16 protein-coding genes and 1 riboswitch are annotated in these 18129 nt (G+C 53.5%); of the genes, 6 read left to right on the forward strand and 10 right to left on the reverse strand.

Translation table 11 applies throughout. The features are described from left to right. Positions 1-58: 58 nt before the first annotated feature. Positions 59-1210: an MGDG synthase family glycosyltransferase gene (locus BN2762_RS08415; protein ID WP_055106586.1), complete on the forward strand. Its 1152-nt coding sequence runs from the start codon at positions 59-61 to the stop codon at positions 1208-1210. Positions 1211-2561: 1351 nt separating this feature from the next. Here BN2762_RS08415 and BN2762_RS08420 read toward each other — a convergent pair. After that, positions 2562-3230, reverse strand: a complete 669-nt coding sequence (locus BN2762_RS08420) for a DUF1129 family protein (protein ID WP_055106587.1) — start codon at positions 3228-3230, stop codon at positions 2562-2564. Beyond that, complete coding sequence (locus BN2762_RS08425) at positions 3208-3567, reverse strand: PadR family transcriptional regulator (protein WP_055106588.1); 360 nt, start codon at positions 3565-3567, stop codon at positions 3208-3210. The genes BN2762_RS08420 and BN2762_RS08425 overlap by 23 nt, the downstream gene beginning before the upstream one ends. A gap of 355 nt (positions 3568-3922) precedes the next feature. Between BN2762_RS08425 and BN2762_RS08430 the strand changes: the two genes are divergently transcribed. Further along, complete coding sequence (locus BN2762_RS08430; protein WP_055106589.1) at positions 3923-4261, forward strand: DUF4870 domain-containing protein; 339 nt, start codon at positions 3923-3925, stop codon at positions 4259-4261. Positions 4262-4515: 254 nt separating this feature from the next. Here the strand turns inward: BN2762_RS08430 and BN2762_RS08435 are convergent, their stop codons facing one another. The 4 genes from BN2762_RS08435 to BN2762_RS08450 all read right to left on the reverse strand — a co-directional run bounded on the left by BN2762_RS08435 (position 4516) and on the right by BN2762_RS08450 (position 8239). Then, on the reverse strand, positions 4516-5889 hold the full coding sequence (locus tag BN2762_RS08435) for a nucleobase:cation symporter-2 family protein (RefSeq protein WP_055106590.1): 1374 nt from the start codon (positions 5887-5889) through the stop codon (positions 4516-4518). Between the two features lie 63 nt (positions 5890-5952). Continuing rightward, positions 5953-6546, reverse strand: a complete 594-nt coding sequence (locus tag BN2762_RS08440) for a xanthine phosphoribosyltransferase (protein ID WP_055106591.1) — start codon at positions 6544-6546, stop codon at positions 5953-5955. Between the two features lie 195 nt (positions 6547-6741). After that, positions 6742-6842: riboswitch (purine riboswitch) on the reverse strand. A gap of 121 nt (positions 6843-6963) precedes the next feature. Continuing rightward, positions 6964-7269 (reverse strand): hypothetical protein, encoded by a 306-nt coding sequence (locus BN2762_RS08445; protein WP_055106592.1) that lies wholly within the window; start codon positions 7267-7269, stop codon positions 6964-6966. A 238-nt stretch (positions 7270-7507) separates the two neighbouring features. Further along, positions 7508-8239, reverse strand: a complete 732-nt coding sequence (locus BN2762_RS08450; protein WP_055106593.1) for a hypothetical protein — start codon at positions 8237-8239, stop codon at positions 7508-7510. 238 nt (positions 8240-8477) lie between these two features. Between BN2762_RS08450 and BN2762_RS08455 the strand changes: the two genes are divergently transcribed. Together BN2762_RS08455 and BN2762_RS08460 are read left to right on the forward strand one after the other, a co-directional pair. Next, the gene (locus BN2762_RS08455) at positions 8478-8852 is read left to right on the forward strand and encodes a hypothetical protein (RefSeq protein WP_055106594.1); all 375 of its coding nucleotides are present in this window, start codon (positions 8478-8480) and stop codon (positions 8850-8852) included. A 141-nt stretch (positions 8853-8993) separates the two neighbouring features. Further along, a complete protein-coding gene (locus tag BN2762_RS08460; protein WP_055106595.1) occupies positions 8994-9695 on the forward strand; it encodes a GTP pyrophosphokinase in 702 nt (233 codons plus the stop codon). Between the two features lie 529 nt (positions 9696-10224). Here BN2762_RS08460 and BN2762_RS08470 read toward each other — a convergent pair. Both BN2762_RS08470 and BN2762_RS08475 read right to left on the reverse strand, forming a co-directional pair. Next, positions 10225-10536, reverse strand: a complete 312-nt coding sequence (locus tag BN2762_RS08470; protein ID WP_055106597.1) for a hypothetical protein — start codon at positions 10534-10536, stop codon at positions 10225-10227. Next, positions 10520-13606 (reverse strand): DEAD/DEAH box helicase, encoded by a 3087-nt coding sequence (locus BN2762_RS08475; protein WP_055106598.1) that lies wholly within the window; start codon positions 13604-13606, stop codon positions 10520-10522. The genes BN2762_RS08470 and BN2762_RS08475 overlap by 17 nt, the downstream gene beginning before the upstream one ends. Before the next feature lie 252 nt (positions 13607-13858). Between BN2762_RS08475 and BN2762_RS08480 the strand changes: the two genes are divergently transcribed. Further along, a complete protein-coding gene (locus tag BN2762_RS08480) occupies positions 13859-14614 on the forward strand; it encodes a TspO/MBR family protein (protein ID WP_055106599.1) in 756 nt (251 codons plus the stop codon). A gap of 93 nt (positions 14615-14707) precedes the next feature. Here the strand turns inward: BN2762_RS08480 and BN2762_RS08485 are convergent, their stop codons facing one another. Next, positions 14708-15085 carry a RidA family protein gene (locus BN2762_RS08485; protein WP_055109850.1) on the reverse strand — a complete coding sequence of 126 codons (378 nt, stop codon included), beginning with the start codon at positions 15083-15085 and terminating at the stop codon, positions 14708-14710. 149 nt (positions 15086-15234) lie between these two features. Beyond that, a complete protein-coding gene (locus tag BN2762_RS08490) occupies positions 15235-16740 on the reverse strand; it encodes an HD domain-containing phosphohydrolase (RefSeq protein ID WP_230202459.1) in 1506 nt (501 codons plus the stop codon). A gap of 419 nt (positions 16741-17159) precedes the next feature. Between BN2762_RS08490 and BN2762_RS08495 the strand changes: the two genes are divergently transcribed. After that, positions 17160-18062, forward strand: a complete 903-nt coding sequence (locus BN2762_RS08495) for a hypothetical protein (protein WP_055106601.1) — start codon at positions 17160-17162, stop codon at positions 18060-18062. Positions 18063-18129: the final 67 nt, after the last annotated feature.

Here is an 18129-nt window from a genome sequence, read left to right on the forward strand (position 1 = left end):
TAAATGCTTTTATTATCCAAAGTAATTTAATTCTTAAGTTCAACGGGAGGGATTAGCTATGTCTTCAGGCTCGCCCAAAGTGTTAATTATGTATGCCAGTTACGGGGACGGGCATTACCAGGCTTCCAAAGCCCTTGAGGCAAGCTTTCATCATTCAGGAATAACCGATGTCGCACTGCTGGATCTGATGGCCGAGGCGCATCCTTTTCTAAACGAAATGACCAAATTTGTGTACATGCAGAGCTTCAAAACCATGCCGCTGCTCTATGGATGGGTATACAATGCCACAAAGGATCTTCAGCCGGATACCTCCATATTAAGCGTACTCAACTCGCTGGGCATGAGGAAGCTTGAGCAGGCGATAACCAGCATGGAGCCCGATCTTATCATTCATACCTTTCCCCAGCTCGCCATGCCGAAGCTGCTGAAAAAAACAGGATTGAAGCTGCCTCTCGTCAATATCGTCACCGACTTTGACCTCCACGGCCGCTGGGTACACCCGGGGGTCGACCGCTATTACGTAGCTACGGAGGATCTGAGGATGGAGGTCATTAAACGCGGCATCCCTGAGGACCGGGTACTGGCAAGCGGCATTCCGCTCAAGCCTGATTTTGGCTGCAGCAGCGGGGATACAGAGCAGCTGTGCCGGCTCGATCCTGCCAAGAAGACAATCCTGCTTATGGCCGGGGCCTTCGGCGTCATGCAGGGCATCCGCGACATTTGCGAGGCGCTGCTCTCCGGCGGCAGCTACCAGGTCATCGCCGTCTGCGGGAGGAACAAGGAGCTCTACCGCAGGCTGGACCAGGAGCTGGGGCGGCATCGAGACTTTCACCTGTTCGGCTATGTCAGCGAAATTGCCCAGCTGATGCGGCTAAGCCACTGCGTCGTGACAAAGCCCGGCGGAATTACGCTGTCTGAATCGCTCGTCAGCCGGCTTCCTATATTCGTGTACCGCCCTGTTCCCGGCCAGGAGCTCAATAACGCCCTTTATCTGGAGAGCAAGGGAGTTGCCCGGATCGCCAGCAACCCGGAAATGCTGGCCAGCCAAATTAATGCGCTTCTCCTGAACGAAGAGCAGCTCACCCGCGTATATAAAGAGATCGATCGTTTACGCAGGCCCGCTGCCGCCGAAACGATCGTCAAAGACATTATCGAGCAATGGTTCGAGCCAGCCCCCTTGCTGGCCGGCAGTGCTTCGCTCATGATTTAGCTGGCCTTTATTCATTCGTTACTATTCCATCTATTCATGCTGCAGTTAATCTGTGGCCGACCGGCCGCTGTTGTGCAGCGAAACACCGCGCGCTAGAAGCTGCGCGCGGTGCGGATAAGAGTTCGGTTACACGAGGTTAACCTCGTGCATGTTGGAGTTGCCCGGTCGGGCAGTGTGGTGTAGCCGTTCGTGTATGCTGGAGTGGGTCGTTCGTGTCAATGTGCTTATGTGGTCGTGTAGATTGGAGTTGATCGTCGTGTCATGTGCTGTATGTTCGTGTAGGTTGGAGTTGATCGTCGTGTCATGTGCTGTATGTGGTCGTGTAGGTTGGAATTGATCGTCGCGTCATGTGCTGTATGTTCGTGTAGGTTGGAGTTGATCGTCGTGTCATGTGCTGTATGTGGTCGTGTAGGTTGGAGTTGATCGTCGTGTCATGTGCTGTATGTGGTCGTGTAGGTTGGAGTTGATCGTCGTGTCATGTGCTGTAATACCGCTCGTTTATACAAGATGGGCATTTAGTAATGCATAACCTATAGGGCCGAGTAGTCCGTACATGTAGGGCCGAGTAGTTCGTACATGCTGCAGCCAGTCTTTATTATGTGAATCAGGCGTTCGTTCAGGCTGCAGCTAGATGAGTTGAAATATAGATATCATGGTAATAGCGGCTATGTGCAATATTCGTTCGGACCTGTATGAAATTTTTCGTAAGAAATGCCACAACTGACCGCCTCTCCTGGCACTTTAATACGATTTTTCGTACAAATTCCCTTGTTATGATCGCTCTCGGGGTGCATCTGTATGATTTTTCATACAAATCCCCTTGTTATGGTCGCTCTCGGGGCGCGTCTGTACGATTTTTCATACAAATTCCCTTGTTATGGTCGCTCTCGGGGCGCGTCTGTACGATTTTTCATACAGATCCCCTTGTTATGGTCGCTCTCGGGGGCGCATCTGTACGATTTTTCATACAGATCTCCTTGTTATGGTCGCTCTCGGGGGCGCATCTGTACGATTTTTCATACAATTTCCCTTGTTATGGTCGCTCTCGGGGCGCATCTGTACGATTTTTCGTACAAAATTCCCTTGTTATGGTCGCTCTCGGGGCGCATCTGTACGATTTTTCATACAAATCCCCTTGTTATGGTCGCTCTTGGGGCGCATCTGTACGATTTTTCATACAGATCCCCTTGTTATGGTCGCTCTCGGGGCGCGTCTGTACGATTTTTGTCCAAAATGCCGGAGGGCATACGACTCACGGGCTCTTTTGTACGATTTTTCGTTAGAAAGTGTTGTTGCAGCTGAAGTTAGTTCAATATATACCATGATTCAGGTGCCAGTTGACCGTTAGTTATCATGAATGATCTCGCATAAAAATGAACTTCTGGCCGGCAAGACCAGCCAGGAACAAGATTAGACTAATCCACGGGGCCACCTCTAGAACTGGCAGCTTATCGTGCAAATAGACTGCAGTTAAAATAACGACTAGTAAAAAACCAACATAGATCGACACGATCTTTAAATTAAAACCGTATCGTTTGCCTCCCGTCTTCGTGCTTTCGCGATTCAAGATCCTCAGCACCAATTCAACCACAGCGATCGAAGCAAAAATAAGCATCAGTACGGAGAATAGACTTATCCGGTTGAACACGCCAGGCTTGCTCCCGAGACCCATAGCGATAAAGCCGAACAAAGCCTGTACAGCGAACATCCAGGTCAAGGCGATCCAAGGGATCATTGCGTAATGCGAAATCATCTCTCCCAGGCTCGGCTTGGGCAAATGCTCCAGCAGTTCCTGAAAATATTGCTCGGGCTTATCCCCGAACACCTCTCGGGCGGTTTTTCCATGCTGCTGAGCCTCCAGCAAATGCTGGGCTGTCTCCAGCAGCAGCTCCTCCGCCTTATCCTGAGCGATCCGGCTGGTGCGCAGATAACTGACCATATTTCCAAAGTACTCCTCATTTTCTGGTGTCATCTGTGCTCTCAACCGATTGTTCTCTTCAGCCATTTCTTTCATGTTCATTGCCCTCAGCTCCTTTCGATAATACATGATCTACGCTCTGCCGCAGTCCTTCCCAGGACATTCGGAACTGCTGAAGCGTGTCCTGTCCCTTATTCGTCAAGCGGTAGTATTTCCGTGGCGGCCCCCCGGAAGCTCCATCCTTCCGAAGCTCCCCGAGAATCAGCTCCTCCTTCTGCATCCGCAGCAGCAGCGGATATATGCTGCCTTCGCTTACAAACGACAAGCCTGATTGCTCCAATAGCGCCGTCAGTTCATAACCATAGACCTCTTTATGCTCCATCAAGGCCAATATGCAGCCTTCTAATATCCCCTTCAGCATTTGGCTGTAAGTAGTCATCCTTGAATTTCTCCATTCTCATGAGCTATAAATGCGACCATTTCTTTTTTGCGCGTAAAACTCGTATCGGGTCGTTACCCGAGAAACAAAGCCTGTAGCTAACGGCCAGCTTTGAAGGCATACATGCTTAAGCATGTATCTTGCTATGCAAGGTAGATATGCTGATTTCACCTAAATAGGATATTTGCAAAGAATGCAACCGCCCATAACTACCATGTATTGTAATATAGTATACTCTAGGGCGATTTTTGGTGTCAATCTGTTCTGTGCCCGGCAGGCTCGTCATACACTGACTATTGAGACAGGGAACAAGCCCATTCCCTTCATCTGACTGACAGAAAGAAGGTAGGTACTCATGTCCCCTTTCAAATCTTCAACGGGTCTGTATGAGAATGTAGCAGCCTTCCTCTGCTACCTGTTCGCTTTTGTCGGTGGCGTCTTATTTCTAGCGGTTGAAAAAAGAAGCCGCTTCGTACTCTTTCACGCGCTGCAATCCGTAATGTTGTTCGCGGGACTTATGATTGCCCATGCCGCCGCCGGCTTCCTCCCCTTGATCGGCATCGTGGTGGGGATGCTGCTCAGCGCGCTAGGCGTTACGCTGTGGCTCCTGCTGATGCTGACGTCTCTGCAGGGCAAATGGCTTAAGCTGCCTTGGATCGGCGAGCTCGCCGAAAGACAATTGAACCGGATGTGACGCATAGCATGTAAAAAAAACGCCGACCGATGTGCTGCCAAAGACAACAGTCCAAGACAACAGTCCGCGGCTAGCGGTCGTTTTCCTGCAATCTGAATTAATATGTTCAACTCCGCCGACGACTTCCAAATTCCATAATCTCAAAAACGAAATGACCAAGCCTTTATCAATCAAGGCTTGGTCATTCTTCTTATTGTCCTGCTAGCATTTATACCCGTGCCAAGGGACAACAAAGCATTTTTATTGTCACAAGATTAGGCGGATGTGGTAGCTCCTTCATCAACGACTGCGGATTGTTCAGGTGCAGGAACCGCTTTGGCTTGATGCCCTTTGAATCCATTGAACAGCAAGTTCAGTACGATGGCCGTGAAGCTGCCGGCAACGATGCCGTTGTCAACGAGAATGCGAAGCCAAGCCGGCACATGCTGGAAAATCTCAGGTACGACGGTAACGCCGAGTCCCATGCCTACAGAGCAGGCGATAATGAGCAGGTTCTCATGGCGGTTAAGGTCGACCTGATCGCCCAGCATGCGAACGCCTGAAGACAATACAAGACCGAATAGAGCGATCATCGCACCTCCAAGAACAGACGTCGGTACAAGCTGGGTCAACGCAGCGATCTTGGGCACGAAGCCGATCAAGACGAGCAGTCCGCCAGCGACTACGATCACATCGCGGGTCTTCACCCGGCTCATTTGAATCAGCCCTACGTTCTGGGAATAAGTCGTGTACGGGAAGGAGTTGAACAATCCGCCCAGGGCGATCGCCAATCCCTCGGCACGGTAGCCGCGGGCCAAGTCCTTCGACGTAATGTCTTTATCTACAATTTTGCCGAGCGCCATAAACACGCCGGTCGATTCAGCGACACTGACGATCGCCACTAGAATCATCGTCAGGATGGCCGATGCGTGAAAGGTCGGCGTCCCGAAGTAGAACAGCTGCGGCATATGGAACCAGCTCGCCTCCTGCAGCGGCTGCAGGTTTACCTCCCCGGCAAATGCGGCCGCCACCGTCCCGGCAATGAGGCCCAGCAGCACGGAAATCGAGCGCAGAAACCCTGTAGCAAATCGGTTCATCAAAATGACGAACAGCAGCACGCCAAAGCCCAGTGACAGGTTCAAGGGACTCCCGAAGTCGGGATTTGTCCCGGGGTTGCCGCCTCCCAGATCCGTTAAAGCAACGGGAATCAGGGTTACCCCGATAATCGTGACCACGGAGCCTGTCACAACGGGCGGGAACAAGGCAATCAATTTACCGAATAATCCCGAGAACAGGAAGACGAATATCCCAGAAGCGATAATCGCCCCATATATGGCCGATACGCCCATCCCGTCGGTCAGGCCGATCGCGATCATCGGCGACACCGCCTGGAATGCACAGCCGAGCATTACCGGCAGGCCGATTCCGAAAATCCGGTTGCCCCATACCTGAAGGAGTGTTGCTACGCCGCAGGCCAGAAGATCAATCGCAATTAAATAAGTAAGCTGTTCCGCGCTGAGCTGCAAGGCGTTGCCGACGATCAGCGGGACGATTACCGCCCCTGCGTACATCGCCAGCACATGCTGAATGCCTAAGGATAATGTTTTGAATGGATGTCTGTTTCGTTGAAAGATGGGTTCCCGCTCCATAAAAATGCTTTTCCTCCCCTAGTCGTAGCTTGTCTATATTTTTAGTGATCCGCCGTTGTTACTTCATTGATCTGCCGTTGTTACTTCATCGACGAAAGAAACGGCACCGTTCTCCAGAGAAGCGATGCGCACCAGAGACTCGACGCGGTACCCCGCCTCATTCAGCAGCCCTGCCCCGGGCTGGAACGATTTCTCGATAACGATGCCGATACCGGCTACACTAGCGCCGACCTGCTCCACGATCCGGGCCAGCCCGAAGGCCGCCTCGCCGTTAGCCAGGAAATCGTCGATAATGAGCACCCGGTCCTCCGAATTCAGAAATTTCTTCGATACGGTAATTTCATTGCTCTCTTTTTTCGTATAAGAGTAGACCTTCTCCACCAGAATATTGTCCCGCAGCGTGAGGGATTTCTGTTTGCGGGCGAAGATCATCGGTACTCCCAGCTCCAGTGCAGTCATGATCGCCGGCGCGATCCCCGAGGATTCAATCGTCAGCACCTTCGTAATCCGCTCATCCGCAAATCTCCGCGTAAATTCGGCGCCAACCTCCTTCATCAGCACCGGATCCATCTGGTGATTCAGAAAGGAATCCACCTTCAGTACTTGATCGCTCAGGACGATCCCTTCCGCCATCACCTTGTCTTTAAGCAGCTTCATCTTTCTTCCTCCTAAAAAATTGTTCTCAGATTCTAGTATTCTTCTCCCTGCCCCATCCGAAATAAAAAAAAGCCCAGTTCCCAAAGGCTGGGAAATGGACTTCATGGCAGAATTCACCCTATTCCGGGCATCGTCACAACAAGCCGCGGTCTGAAAGCAAGGTTCAGAACCACCTCAAAAAGCCGCCTGTAGCATGACCATTCGAATTCCCCCCGTAGTCCGATCATTTCCGGTGATCAGGTAGAGACATGCAGGCCGATTCCTGCACATATACGAGAAGCCTATCATAAATCTTGTCGAAAACTGTTCGTGCGATGATTAGAAGTATAACTCAAACGATCTATAGAAATAAAGAGGTATTTCGTGGATTGTCCAAATATTTTGCAAAGGAACGGGTTATCCACAACAAAATACCGCCTAGATGGGGCGCGTGTCCTTCGGGAGCAGGTTCGCAATGATCGATTTCAGCTCCCCGTCGGTTTGATAATTCTCTTGTCCGGTATCCAGGCGGCGGATGCGGATTTTTTGATATTCCGCACTCGGCTCCGTCGGTAAAAACACCCAATTGTCCTTGTCCGCAAGCCGCAGCTTGTACCCCATATCCCCGAACATCGATAGAAAATCACGCTCCGTCGGCGCCTTGCCCCGATCCAGAAAAATCAGCCCGCGCAGCTCCTTGGTCTCCTGCTTATATTCCACTTCGAAATGTACGATGCATTCCACGGTGTCCACACTCCTCAAAATAGTCATTGTACGTAGAGGCGCTATTACAGCTTTCCCGCAAGCCGCCGACTGCATTCGGCAAAAACAGATCAGGCACGTCGGTGCCGGATGTGCTATCCGTACCGCCGTGCCGGCAAATTTCAGAGCGCCTACTATATACTACGACTCAAATGTCCGCAGGTCGGGCCTAATTTATAACAACTCGGTGAACTTTCAGCCGTGCGGCGGCCCAGCCAGCCTAGATTTGCTCAGAGCCGCAGTGCGGGCACCATTTCGTGCCCTTGACCAGCACCGCTGAACAAATTTGGCAGGTCGTCTCGCTCGTCAGAGTCTCCTTCGCCGCAGCCACGTGCTCTTCAAGCTTCACGTTCTCCTTCCACGTCCGAATCCGGCGATCCAGCTCCTCCTGGCGCTCCCGTTCCCGCTCAAGCTCCCGCAGCCGGCGCGCTTCTTCCTCCGGGTCGATCCGCTCGGCGGCCTCGTATACTTCCGGCTCTTCCTGAACGAGATGGCCGAACAGCGCACCATCTTCCAGCAAGGCCAGCGGATCCTTCAGCGGCTCTTGGCTCGCCTTCGGCTCCTCCTCTTCCTTATGGGCCTGGACAGACTTGCGTGTCTTCTCCAGCTTATTCCCGCAGTATTGGCAGAACAGCGCCTCATCAGCAGCCGATTTGCCGCAGGAGGCGCACAGGCGCTCGTTTTTAAGCTCGGCGATTCTGCCCCGGATCTCATCACGCTCCTCGGCGAGCAGATCGCATGTTTTGGCGAGCTCGACCATTTCCTTCTCCGCTACCGACATGTCTTTAATGCGATAACCTTCATAGAATACCTCGCCCATTTTTTGAAAATATAAATCCATTTCACGCTCAATATTGTTGACTTGCGTGTTCAATCGCCCGATTTCGACTGCATTCTGCGCCTTATCGGTCACTTTGCCCGCACTAGCTTTAATCCGCTGCAAAAATTTCATGACATACTCCTCCCGTTTCCTCGACTTCCTCATGTTGAAATATATGGTCCCGGCTGCCGGGAATGCTTGAATGCATCTTCTCAGTAATTACACAGACCTGCTGTCTGCGAAATCGTAATTATCATAACAGATTTGACGGCCTAGTGAAAATCCCCGCTTCTTCCCCTTGATTCAGCCGCAAAGCCGCGGTGTATAAAGAAATTAACCGAAATCAATTTCAGGCTGGAGGGAATATCGGATGAAAACAGGAAAGAAGCCCTATTTCGTGTCCGTCGCGCATCGCCTTATTCAGGAGTCGCCGAACCAGGACAACGCCGAGTATAGAGTGCTTTTGGATGAGGAGGATCTCGTCAAGCTGCGCGATAAAATCGCCGAGCTGTCGGAGGAGGATATTTACACGTTCAAACGTGCGCCCGTCCCTTATAAATCGGCGGATCACGATGAGGCCACAGAGCATTTCAACGACCGGATGAGAGAACTCTATACATTGCTGTATCAGTATGGCGATGAGCGCACCCGCAGATCGATCATCGGGCTGGGCGTGCTCGGCAAGCTGCAAAATCAAGACTATGACCATCCCGGATATAACGGCAAAAGTCCTTTAAACAAATGAATCTATTTTAATTTTGGCTGCATCGCATTTTGATTTTGGCGGGCCGGTCAAGGTACAATAAGGGAGTAATATGTAACAATTTTCTAAGCTTAGGAGTAGATTATCCTGGACAAAGTAGATTCAAACGATAAGGGCTCCCTGTTGGAACAGTTGGATTTGCGGGATTTATATCAATGGGAAGTCGGGGATGACCAGCTGCGCAAGCTGGAGGAATGGAAGAAGCTGCCTACGCTGTATCAGCTCGCCCTCGATGAATTGAAGAACAAGATCAAGCTGATTCAGACCGAATGGAAAATCATTAATGGGTACAGCCCGATTGAACATATCAAGACCCGGATCAAGGAACCGAAAAGCATACTCGACAAGCTGGAACGCAAGGGTCTCGATATGACCGTTGATAATATGGTGAACAAAATTCACGATATCGCCGGCATGCGAATCGTCTTCTCGTTCGTGAAGGACATTTACAAGCTGCTGGATCACCTCCGCCATCGGGAAGATATCACCATCATTGAAATCAAGGATTATATCGCCAAGCCGAAGCCGAACGGCTATCAGAGCCTGCATGTGATCGTTGCGGTGCCTCTGACGCTCTTTGAGGGACAGCGCTGGATGAAGGTGGAGATCCAGATGCGGACGCTGGCCATGGATTTCTGGGCGAGCATGGAGCATATTCTGTTCTATAAATACGACAAGCAGGTGCCTCCGCATGTTGTTCGCGAGCTGACGGAAGCCGCTAAAGCTGCCGATGCGCTCGACAAGAAGATGCACGGGCTGCGCAAGGAAATCATGGGGGCTGCCGAAGCGGCCCTTCCCGAACCCGGTCTGGGACGGGAGGTTTAATCCAATAGTCTATCGATGCAGCTTATATTTTGTGAAAGATAGGCGAAGTAAAACAGGACAGCCGTCAAGGAAGAAGCCTTGGCGGTTGTCCTGTTTTTGGGGCTGTGCCGCTGTAGCGGCAGTTGCCGATGGCCGGTGACGGGCCGAGCGGCGGCCGCGGGTGACAGTAGCCGCGGTCCTTCAGCCAGGGCCATGGCTCTAGCACGGCTTGTGCCCAAGCTGGCGCGCCAGCTCTGCGGCCCGCTGCATTACGCCCTCGCGGACGAGGCCAAGGCCCTTGGATGCCCCTCGCACCCCGGGGAGCAGCTTAGCCATGGCCTCCTCATCCGAGGGCAGGGGCTCCGCAGCGGCGTCCAGATCAATCCGGACGTCGTGGAACTGCGGGCCCGGGGCATGCAGAGCGCCTTGCTCCGCCATCTCCGCGAGCCACTCGGCGCTGCTCGGCCCGCCCGTACGGGCACGGGCCTCCGAAGTCAGAGGCCCCAGCGCCGCGCGCAGGGCCGAGGAGACTCTGAATCGTTCGTAAAGTTCAGGGAAGCTCTCGTTGACAGTCCTGGACCTGTCGCTGATGCACATCTGCTTCGGGCCCTGGCGCAGCGGCCGCTGAGGCTGGCTGCTGCGCCAGGGCCTGAAGCAGACGCCGGCCTGCGCCGCCAGGCTCGTCTGCTTCGAGCAGCAGCACAGAACAAGGCTGTTCTGTGCGCCTCCCGGCGGCCGGAAGCCTGATTCTCCAGCCCCCGGCCTCCGGCTCGATCTGTACTCCAGCCACCGCAATGAATTTGCCCAAAGGCTGCTCCACGATCCAGCTCACGCCCTTTCTCAGCTTAAGTCTGCAGCGCAATCAAATGCTGCAGCTCCTCGTTCGACATCTCGGTCAGCCATTGCTCACCGGAGCCGACCACCTGCTCCGACAGCGATTTTTTGCGCTCGATCAGCTCATCGATCCGCTCCTCCAGCGTCCCATGGCAGATCAGCTTGTGAACCTCCACATTCCGCTTCTGCCCGATGCGAAACACCCGGTCCGTCGCCTGATTCTCGACTGCAGGATTCCACCAGCGGTCATAGTGGATGACATGATTAGCCCGCGTCAGATTCAGGCCGACCCCGCCCGCTTTGAGCGACAATACGAAGAACGGGGAGCCGCCTCCCTGCTGGAAGTCCTCCACCATGCGATCCCGCTCCGCCTTGCTGACCCCGCCGTGGAGAAATGCCGGAGCCATGCCGTATTTCTCCTCGAGCGCCGAGCAGAGCAGCTCGCCCATCCGCACGTACTGCGTAAAGATCAGCGCTGCCTCGTTATTATCGGCAATCAAGTCCAGCAGCTCGAGCAGCCGCTCCATTTTCCCCGACGCCTCAGCCTTCGCCCGTCCTCCCCTCGCCCCCTGAAGCAGCTGCGGATGATTGCAAATTTGCTTCAAGCGGGTGAGCGTCTGCAAAACTATTCCTTTGCGGGCTATTCCCGTACTGCCCTCGATCCGCTCCATTAAACCCTCCGTCGTTTCCCGGTACAGCTCCTCCTGATCCGGCATAAGCGGACAATAAGACTTCAGCTCAATCTTATCCGGCAAATCCTTGCGGATGTCCGGGTCGCTCTTCAAACGGCGCAGCAGGAAGGGCGAGATCAGCTTGCGCAGCTTCTCCAGCTCCGCCGGCTGCTGTTCCCCGCCTCCGGCATATTTCGCCTTGAAGGAGGAATGCGTGCCCAAATAACCGGGGTTAAGGAACTGAAAAATGGACCACAGCTCGCTAAGCCGATTCTCCACAGGCGTTCCCGTCATCGCGATCCGGTGGGGGGCATTCAGCTTCATGACGCTTTGCGCCTGCTTGGTGCCGTAATTTTTGATGTACTGCGCTTCATCAAGCACGATCGACGCCCATTCGACCGATTGCAGCTCCTTCATATCCCGTCCGGCCAGCGGATACGTCGTCAGCACAACCTGCTGCCGGACGCAGACCTCCCGGAAGCGCTCCCCGTGCAGCCGGCTGCTGCCATGGTGAACATGCAGCTTAAGCTCCGGGGCGAATCGGGCCATCTCCTTCTGCCAATTGCCAAGCAGCGACGTTGGACAGATGATCAGCACCGTTCCTGCGCCGATTCCATCGAGGAGCGCCGCGATGACCTGAACCGTCTTGCCAAGGCCCATATCGTCGGCCAGCAATGCCCCGAAGCCAAGCTGCCGCATCATGACCAGCCAGCGGTACCCCCGTTCCTGATAAGGACGGAGCGTTCCGTGCAGCAGGCGGGGGACCGGCCTGTCATCCACTCCCCGTACAAAGCGGCCTTCCCGCAGCAGCGACAGCAGGCCGGCCGTCTCCACCTGGTTGACCGGCAGACCGTCCCAGCGTATGCTTCCCTCTTCCTCCGAGGTCAGATGCATCCATTCGCGAAAGGTCATTTCCCCTTTTCCATGCTTCTTCATGAACTTCAGCATCTGGCGGATTTCCTTGATATCGATTTCAACCCATTCGCCGCGGAAAAAAACGAGCGGCGACTTGGAGGCCGCCAGTTCGCCAAGCTCGGCTTCCGTTAAAGGCGCCCCGTCCATCACTGCCTCCGCCTCATAGGCCACTAGTTGCTCGACTCCTAACGGCGGCAACAGCCCTTGCCCGGACTCCGGGGAGACTCCCCGATCGTTCATCCGCAGCCTGATGCCAGGCCTGCGGCGGCCTTCCCGCGTCAAGCGCGAAGGGATCTGCACCGTGACGCCATGCTTGCGCAGCTGGGCTACGTCTTTGCTCAGCAGCGTGTACACTTCCTCCGGCTGAAGCAGCACGCTCTCCGGGCGGGGGCGTTCCATCGCCTTCTTAACTCCCTGGGACAGCTTGGCCGCCTTGCCCAGCCTGAGCAGAAGCTGTCCGCCTGCACCGTGGTATACCCGCCCCCGGATTTCGATGTCCTGCTCCGGGAAGCTCCATATGAGCCCGGACGGCAGCAGAACGCCAGGATCTTCAACGCCTTCAGCCCAGAGGGACAGGCGCCACTTCAGTTCAGCCTGCGGTTCTTCTGCTGGCTCCAGTCGCAGGCATAAGCGGAACGTTCCCGAGCTTCGCCCTTCGTCGTCCTCCCGCTGAAGCTTCGGACGAGCGCCGCCAGCCTCCGCAATACCTGCGGCCAGCTCAGCCAGCTCGGCGGACGTCCCCTGGAAATCACCGTGCGGCACCGCCGCCAGCAGTCCGTTCCACCACAGCTCTGCAAGTGGTGATGTCCCCCGCCGGTAATCGGCCCGGCTCGCATTCAGCTTCCTGCCCAAGCCGCTAACGGCCTTTCGAATCTCATGGTCCATAATCGCGCTTAGAAAAGAGTATAGAATAGACAGCTGCCTGGACTCGATATCCTCCTCCTCCTGCCCTCCGAGCTGAACGGCAGCGAGGCAGATCGGCGGCATGCTGCCGGCCAGCAGCCGAAACCGTTCCTCATCCTCTGCGTCGCTTAGCCGGGGTGCCCAAAGCGAACGGGCGGAAGCGATCCCCTTCGGACGCCGGTTCCCGGTTAAAGGAACCTCCTGAATGCCAGGGGCAATTCGCCCTCTCCGCATCAGCTCAAGCGCAAATCTTGCCGCCCTGCTCCAAAAGGACAGCTCCTCTCCAGGCATAACCCCCTGCTGCTTCATATCGGCCTCATTCCAGGAAAGCAGCATCGGCCAGGCTTCCTGAACAGGCAGGGCCAGGCCTTCCAGCGTTCGCCCGATTAGCCCTTTGCGCTCGCCGGATTTGAATGCGCTTCGTCCGGAGGAAGCCGGGTAGCGCACCTCCGCCAGCCGGAGCACAGCTTGCTGGAACGGCCGCTGCCCTCCGGCGGTTTGCAGTTTACGCAGGGTCGCTGCCCAGGCATCGATCTTAGGTTCCGATGTTTCTCCCGAGAAGCAGAACAATGCCTCTCCTAGCCATATCGCAAAAAGACGCTGATTCATGGTGATCTCCCGTCGTTTTTTATTCCTTCAAATTTTAATGATCCGATGAAATCTTCCGGATTGCCTCTGATCCATTTTGCCCATATGCCGGCCGTTCTCAAACGTTCCAGCTTCAAGAGACCATCCAAACCATATGATATCATACGCCCAACTCCTCCTGATATCATTCGCTTAAAATGGGTATATTCATATAATAAACCCAGGCTGCTGAAGCCCTTCATCACCCATCAAGTTTTTTTAGGAGGAGCATGCATGTTTCATAACCATGTTTATCGCTGGTGGAATGCGGTATTCTACCTTGCCGTCCTAGCCGTGAATGGCATGGCCATGATAATCCCTCTTGGCGGGGTAACGACAGGACAGCTGTCCGACAAGTACCATACCCCTATAACGCCTGCCGGATACGCCTTTGTGATCTGGATGCTCATCTATCTGCTGCTGGCCGGTTATATCGTCTACCAATTCCGGAGCGTTACCGGAAAGCAGGACTCCGTTCTATCCATCTCCTACTGGTTCATACTATCCTGCATTTTCAACATAGCCTGGATTTTCTTATGGCAGTACCAATATATCGGATTATCCTTTGCCGCTATAATCGCCCTGCTCCTAACCCTAGCTGTCATCTATACGAGAACCCGCTATATCTACGCGCCGACCTCAGGGGAGACCTGGCTGGTCCGGCTGCCGTTCAGCATCTATTTCGGATGGATCTGTACAGCCGCGCTGGTTAACCTTGCAGTGATCCTGTTCCACGGCGGCCTAGGAATAAGCCCCGATCTCCAAAGCACTGGAGTCATCCTGCTGTCAGCGGGCGCGGCTGCAGCCATCGGAATTACAGTTCGCCCCCGAGACGGCGTGCTGCCTCTGGCATTTGTCTGGGCCTATGCGGCCATTGCTGTTGAACAGAGGAGCAGCTACGGCCTCAGCATGACGGCAGCCGTTCTCTCCATCATCTTACTGCTGTATGCGCTATGGATCGGACTTATGCGTTCCCGCGAGCGGGATTAATCGGTATTGTAAAAAATAAAGGCCGCATACACCCCTTGCAGGAAACCAGGTAATGTACGTGACCTTTAAACCGATAAATGATCCGGCTAAGCTCTATTTAATCGCAATGACTTCGATTTCTACCAAGCCGTCTTTGGGAAGACGGGCAACCTCCACCGCGCTGCGGGCCGGATATGGCTCGGCAAAGAAGGAGCCGTAGACTTCATTCACTTTGGCGAAGTCATTCATATCCTTCAGAAATACCGTAGTCTTTATAACCTTCTCCAGGCCGCTTCCGGCTGACTCCAGAATCGCCTTCACATTATTCAGCGCTTGAGCGGTCTGAGCCTCTACGCCATCCGCAAATTGGCCCGTCTCCGGAACGAGGCCCAACTGGCCTGAGGTATATATCAAATCGCCGATGACCACTCCCTGGGAATATGGCCCGATCGCCCCAGGCGCCGCTGTTGTCGATAACACTTGCTTTTCCATCATCTATCCCAACCTTCCTCATTTTTCATTATCATAAATTTTAACCGGATATGCCGCATCCGGCAAACCCCGCTGTCTCCTCTGCTGGATGCTACTTTTCCAAAACATGCGAAAGCAGCATCAGAACGATTAGGAAGGATCAGGAAGGATCAGGATGACTGCCTTTCATAGTAGGCTTCCACGAACAGGCCGACAAAATAAGGATCCCACTGCGTTCCCTTCCCTTCTTCGAGGATGGTAATCGCCGTGCCGGCATCCATGCCTTTCCGATAAGGACGATCGGAGGTCATCGCATCGAAAGCATCGGCAACGGCAATGATTCTGCCGAACAGCGGAATCTCCTCTCCCTTCAAGCCGTCCGGGTAGCCGCGGCCGTCATAACGCTCGTGATGGGAGCGCACCCCCGGCAGGAATGCTGCCATCTCATCAGCCGGCTCAATCTGCCTCAGAATAGCCTCCCCGAGGACGGGATGGGCCTTGATCTGCTCCCATTCCTCCTCGCTTAGCTGCCCTTCCTTCAGCAGCACGGCATCAGGTATGCCGATCTTGCCGATGTCATGAAGCAGCGCCGCCTTGCGGAGCTGGTCGACCACATGCTTGGAGAGCCCCGCCAAAGTGCCGATCTGAACCGCATACTCGGCGACCCTCAAGGAGTGCCCGGCTGTATAAGGATCACGGGCATCCAGCGCTGCAGCCAGAGTCGCAAAATAGCTTTCCACCAGCTGATCGTTGCGGGCTGCCTGGATTCGTACCCCCCGCAGCATGTGATTGAAGCCGGAGACGAGCCGGGAGAACTCGTCCGAGAACAGGTCGCTGGCCTCTGTCTGCAGGTACCCGACTTTGACCTCTGCCATTCTTTCATATAGATGCTGAATCGGCGTCTCAAGCTCCCGGGTCAGCAGCCGGGATCCGAAAAAGGAGAAGCCGAGTCCGATGAGCAGAACGATTCCGGCCCATTTCCAATAAGCCGAATGGTCGATGTTCCAATCCACAAGCCTGAACTGGACAGCCAGGTTGTATAGAAGAAGCGGCGAAGCTCCCATAAGGAAAAAACTCCACCTGAGCTTGCGCTTGATTGATATAAGCACCCGGCCGCCAAGCGTCAGCTCCTTTCCGAACAGCCGTAAGGAACGAAGCTGCAGCTCTTCCAGGACCGGCCGGATGAGATGAGAGGTAAGATAAAATACAATCAATGCGTGCATGCTGGCAAGAAGAACGCAGCCAAGCAAGGCCAGAAACACATAATATGCCGGAATGGTCAATAGGCCGGTGGAGACGAGCCATAGCGTCAAGCTAACGGCAGGCACGGCCAGCCCGAATAAATGAGGGCCGAGGATTCTTTTGACCGTCAACGCGGGCAGCCGATGCGCCCTTAAATACATCGTCTGCATATCAGCGAAGCTGCCGACGGCTTCATGGAATGCGAGGCGGATCGGCTTGATCTGCCTGGAGAATACCGCCCACTCCAAGACAAGCATAACCACTATCGAGAAGAGCATGACTGCTAGCATCCAGACATACTCATCCCTCGGGATATCCTTTAAGGTAAATATAATCAGGCTGCCGATGGAGATCACAGCCGCGAGCGAGCCTGCAATATAATTCAGCAATAGGCGTGAATAAAACGTCTTGTACACCGACAATGAAATGCTCATTCCTTCCGTTTAGCACAAATAATGGATGCTGCCCTGTATATACATTATCGGTTCAAAAGTATGAAGAATTGACACCTTTTTCCGTTTTATCCGTAGCTTGAGAACTATAAATTGAAATAGGTGCTGAGGTCATGTATTTTAATAAACAAAATTTTAAATTTTAGTAATCGCTTTCATCGGCCTGGTGTCAGGCTTCTCGCCCTTTGGTCCTAGAAGGATGATGTTTTTTGTCACATACTAAGTGATTTATTTCACATATATGCGTTTGTTTATGTGCTAAACTTTCCTCAAACGAAGGATTTCCGGCCTATTCCAAGGACTCTGGGCACCTGAAATTATCCTTATTATAATACCCCCGCGTTATTAAAATGGTTCACATTTTAATATATACAATTTTATTATTTTGGAGGTCATTGATTATGAAAAAAGCGTCCATTCTTCTCTGCAGTGCACTGCTGCTAGGACTTCTCGCCGGGTGCGGTGCCAAAGAAGCCAACACTTCAGAGCCGGCAAACAACACACCGGCAGCCGAGAACAGTTCCACTAACACTGCCGAAGCTCCTGCCGCGGAAGGAAAATTCCAGGACGGCCTGTACTTCGCACAAGGTAAGGAAGACCCAAAAACCGGCTGGCAATATTTCGTGAAGCTCCAGGTAGAGGGCGGCAAAATTACCGACGTAGAATGGAACGGTACCAACGCAACTGTCCCCGTAGACAAAGTCACATACTCCGAGCAGGGCAAGTACGGCATGAAGGAAAAAGGCAATGCTCAGGCAGAATGGCATGAGCAGGCAGCCAAAGCGATCGCGTTCCTCATTGAGAAGCAGGATACGAAGGCTGTAACCCTTGATGCTGAAGGCAGAACAGATGCCATTTCCGGTGTCTCCATTCACGTTAACGACTTGTTCGACCTAGCCGATCAAGCTCTGGCAGCAGGACCGATCCAGCCAGGACCTTATAAAGACGGCAGCTACCACGCCGAAGAAGACAAATTCGCCGAGAAGTCCGGCTGGAAGGAAACTGTTGACGTCATCGTATCCGCAGGAAACATCGTCAGAGTGAACTTCAGCGGCGTAAACGAAGCCGGAGAAGACAAGAAGCAGAACTCCATTGACGGCAAATACGGCATGGTTGCCAATGGCGGTGCTCAAGCAGAATGGCATGAGCAGGCAGCTAAAGCCGAGCAATACCTGATCGAGCAACAGGATCCAGCTGCGGTTAGCTTCAATGAAGAAGGCAAAACAGACGCCATTTCCGGCGTATCGATCAGCTTGAAATCGTACTACGATCTTGCAGCCAAAGCCCTGGAACAAGCGAAATAATACTAACTTCATTCGCTATATAAGATACAACACAGCTCCACGATTACCAGCCTAAAGTAAGAAGGTG

This window comes from Paenibacillus ihumii, assembly GCF_001403875.1.
In the GTDB taxonomy this organism is placed as follows: domain Bacteria; phylum Bacillota; class Bacilli; order Paenibacillales; family Paenibacillaceae; genus Fontibacillus; species Fontibacillus ihumii.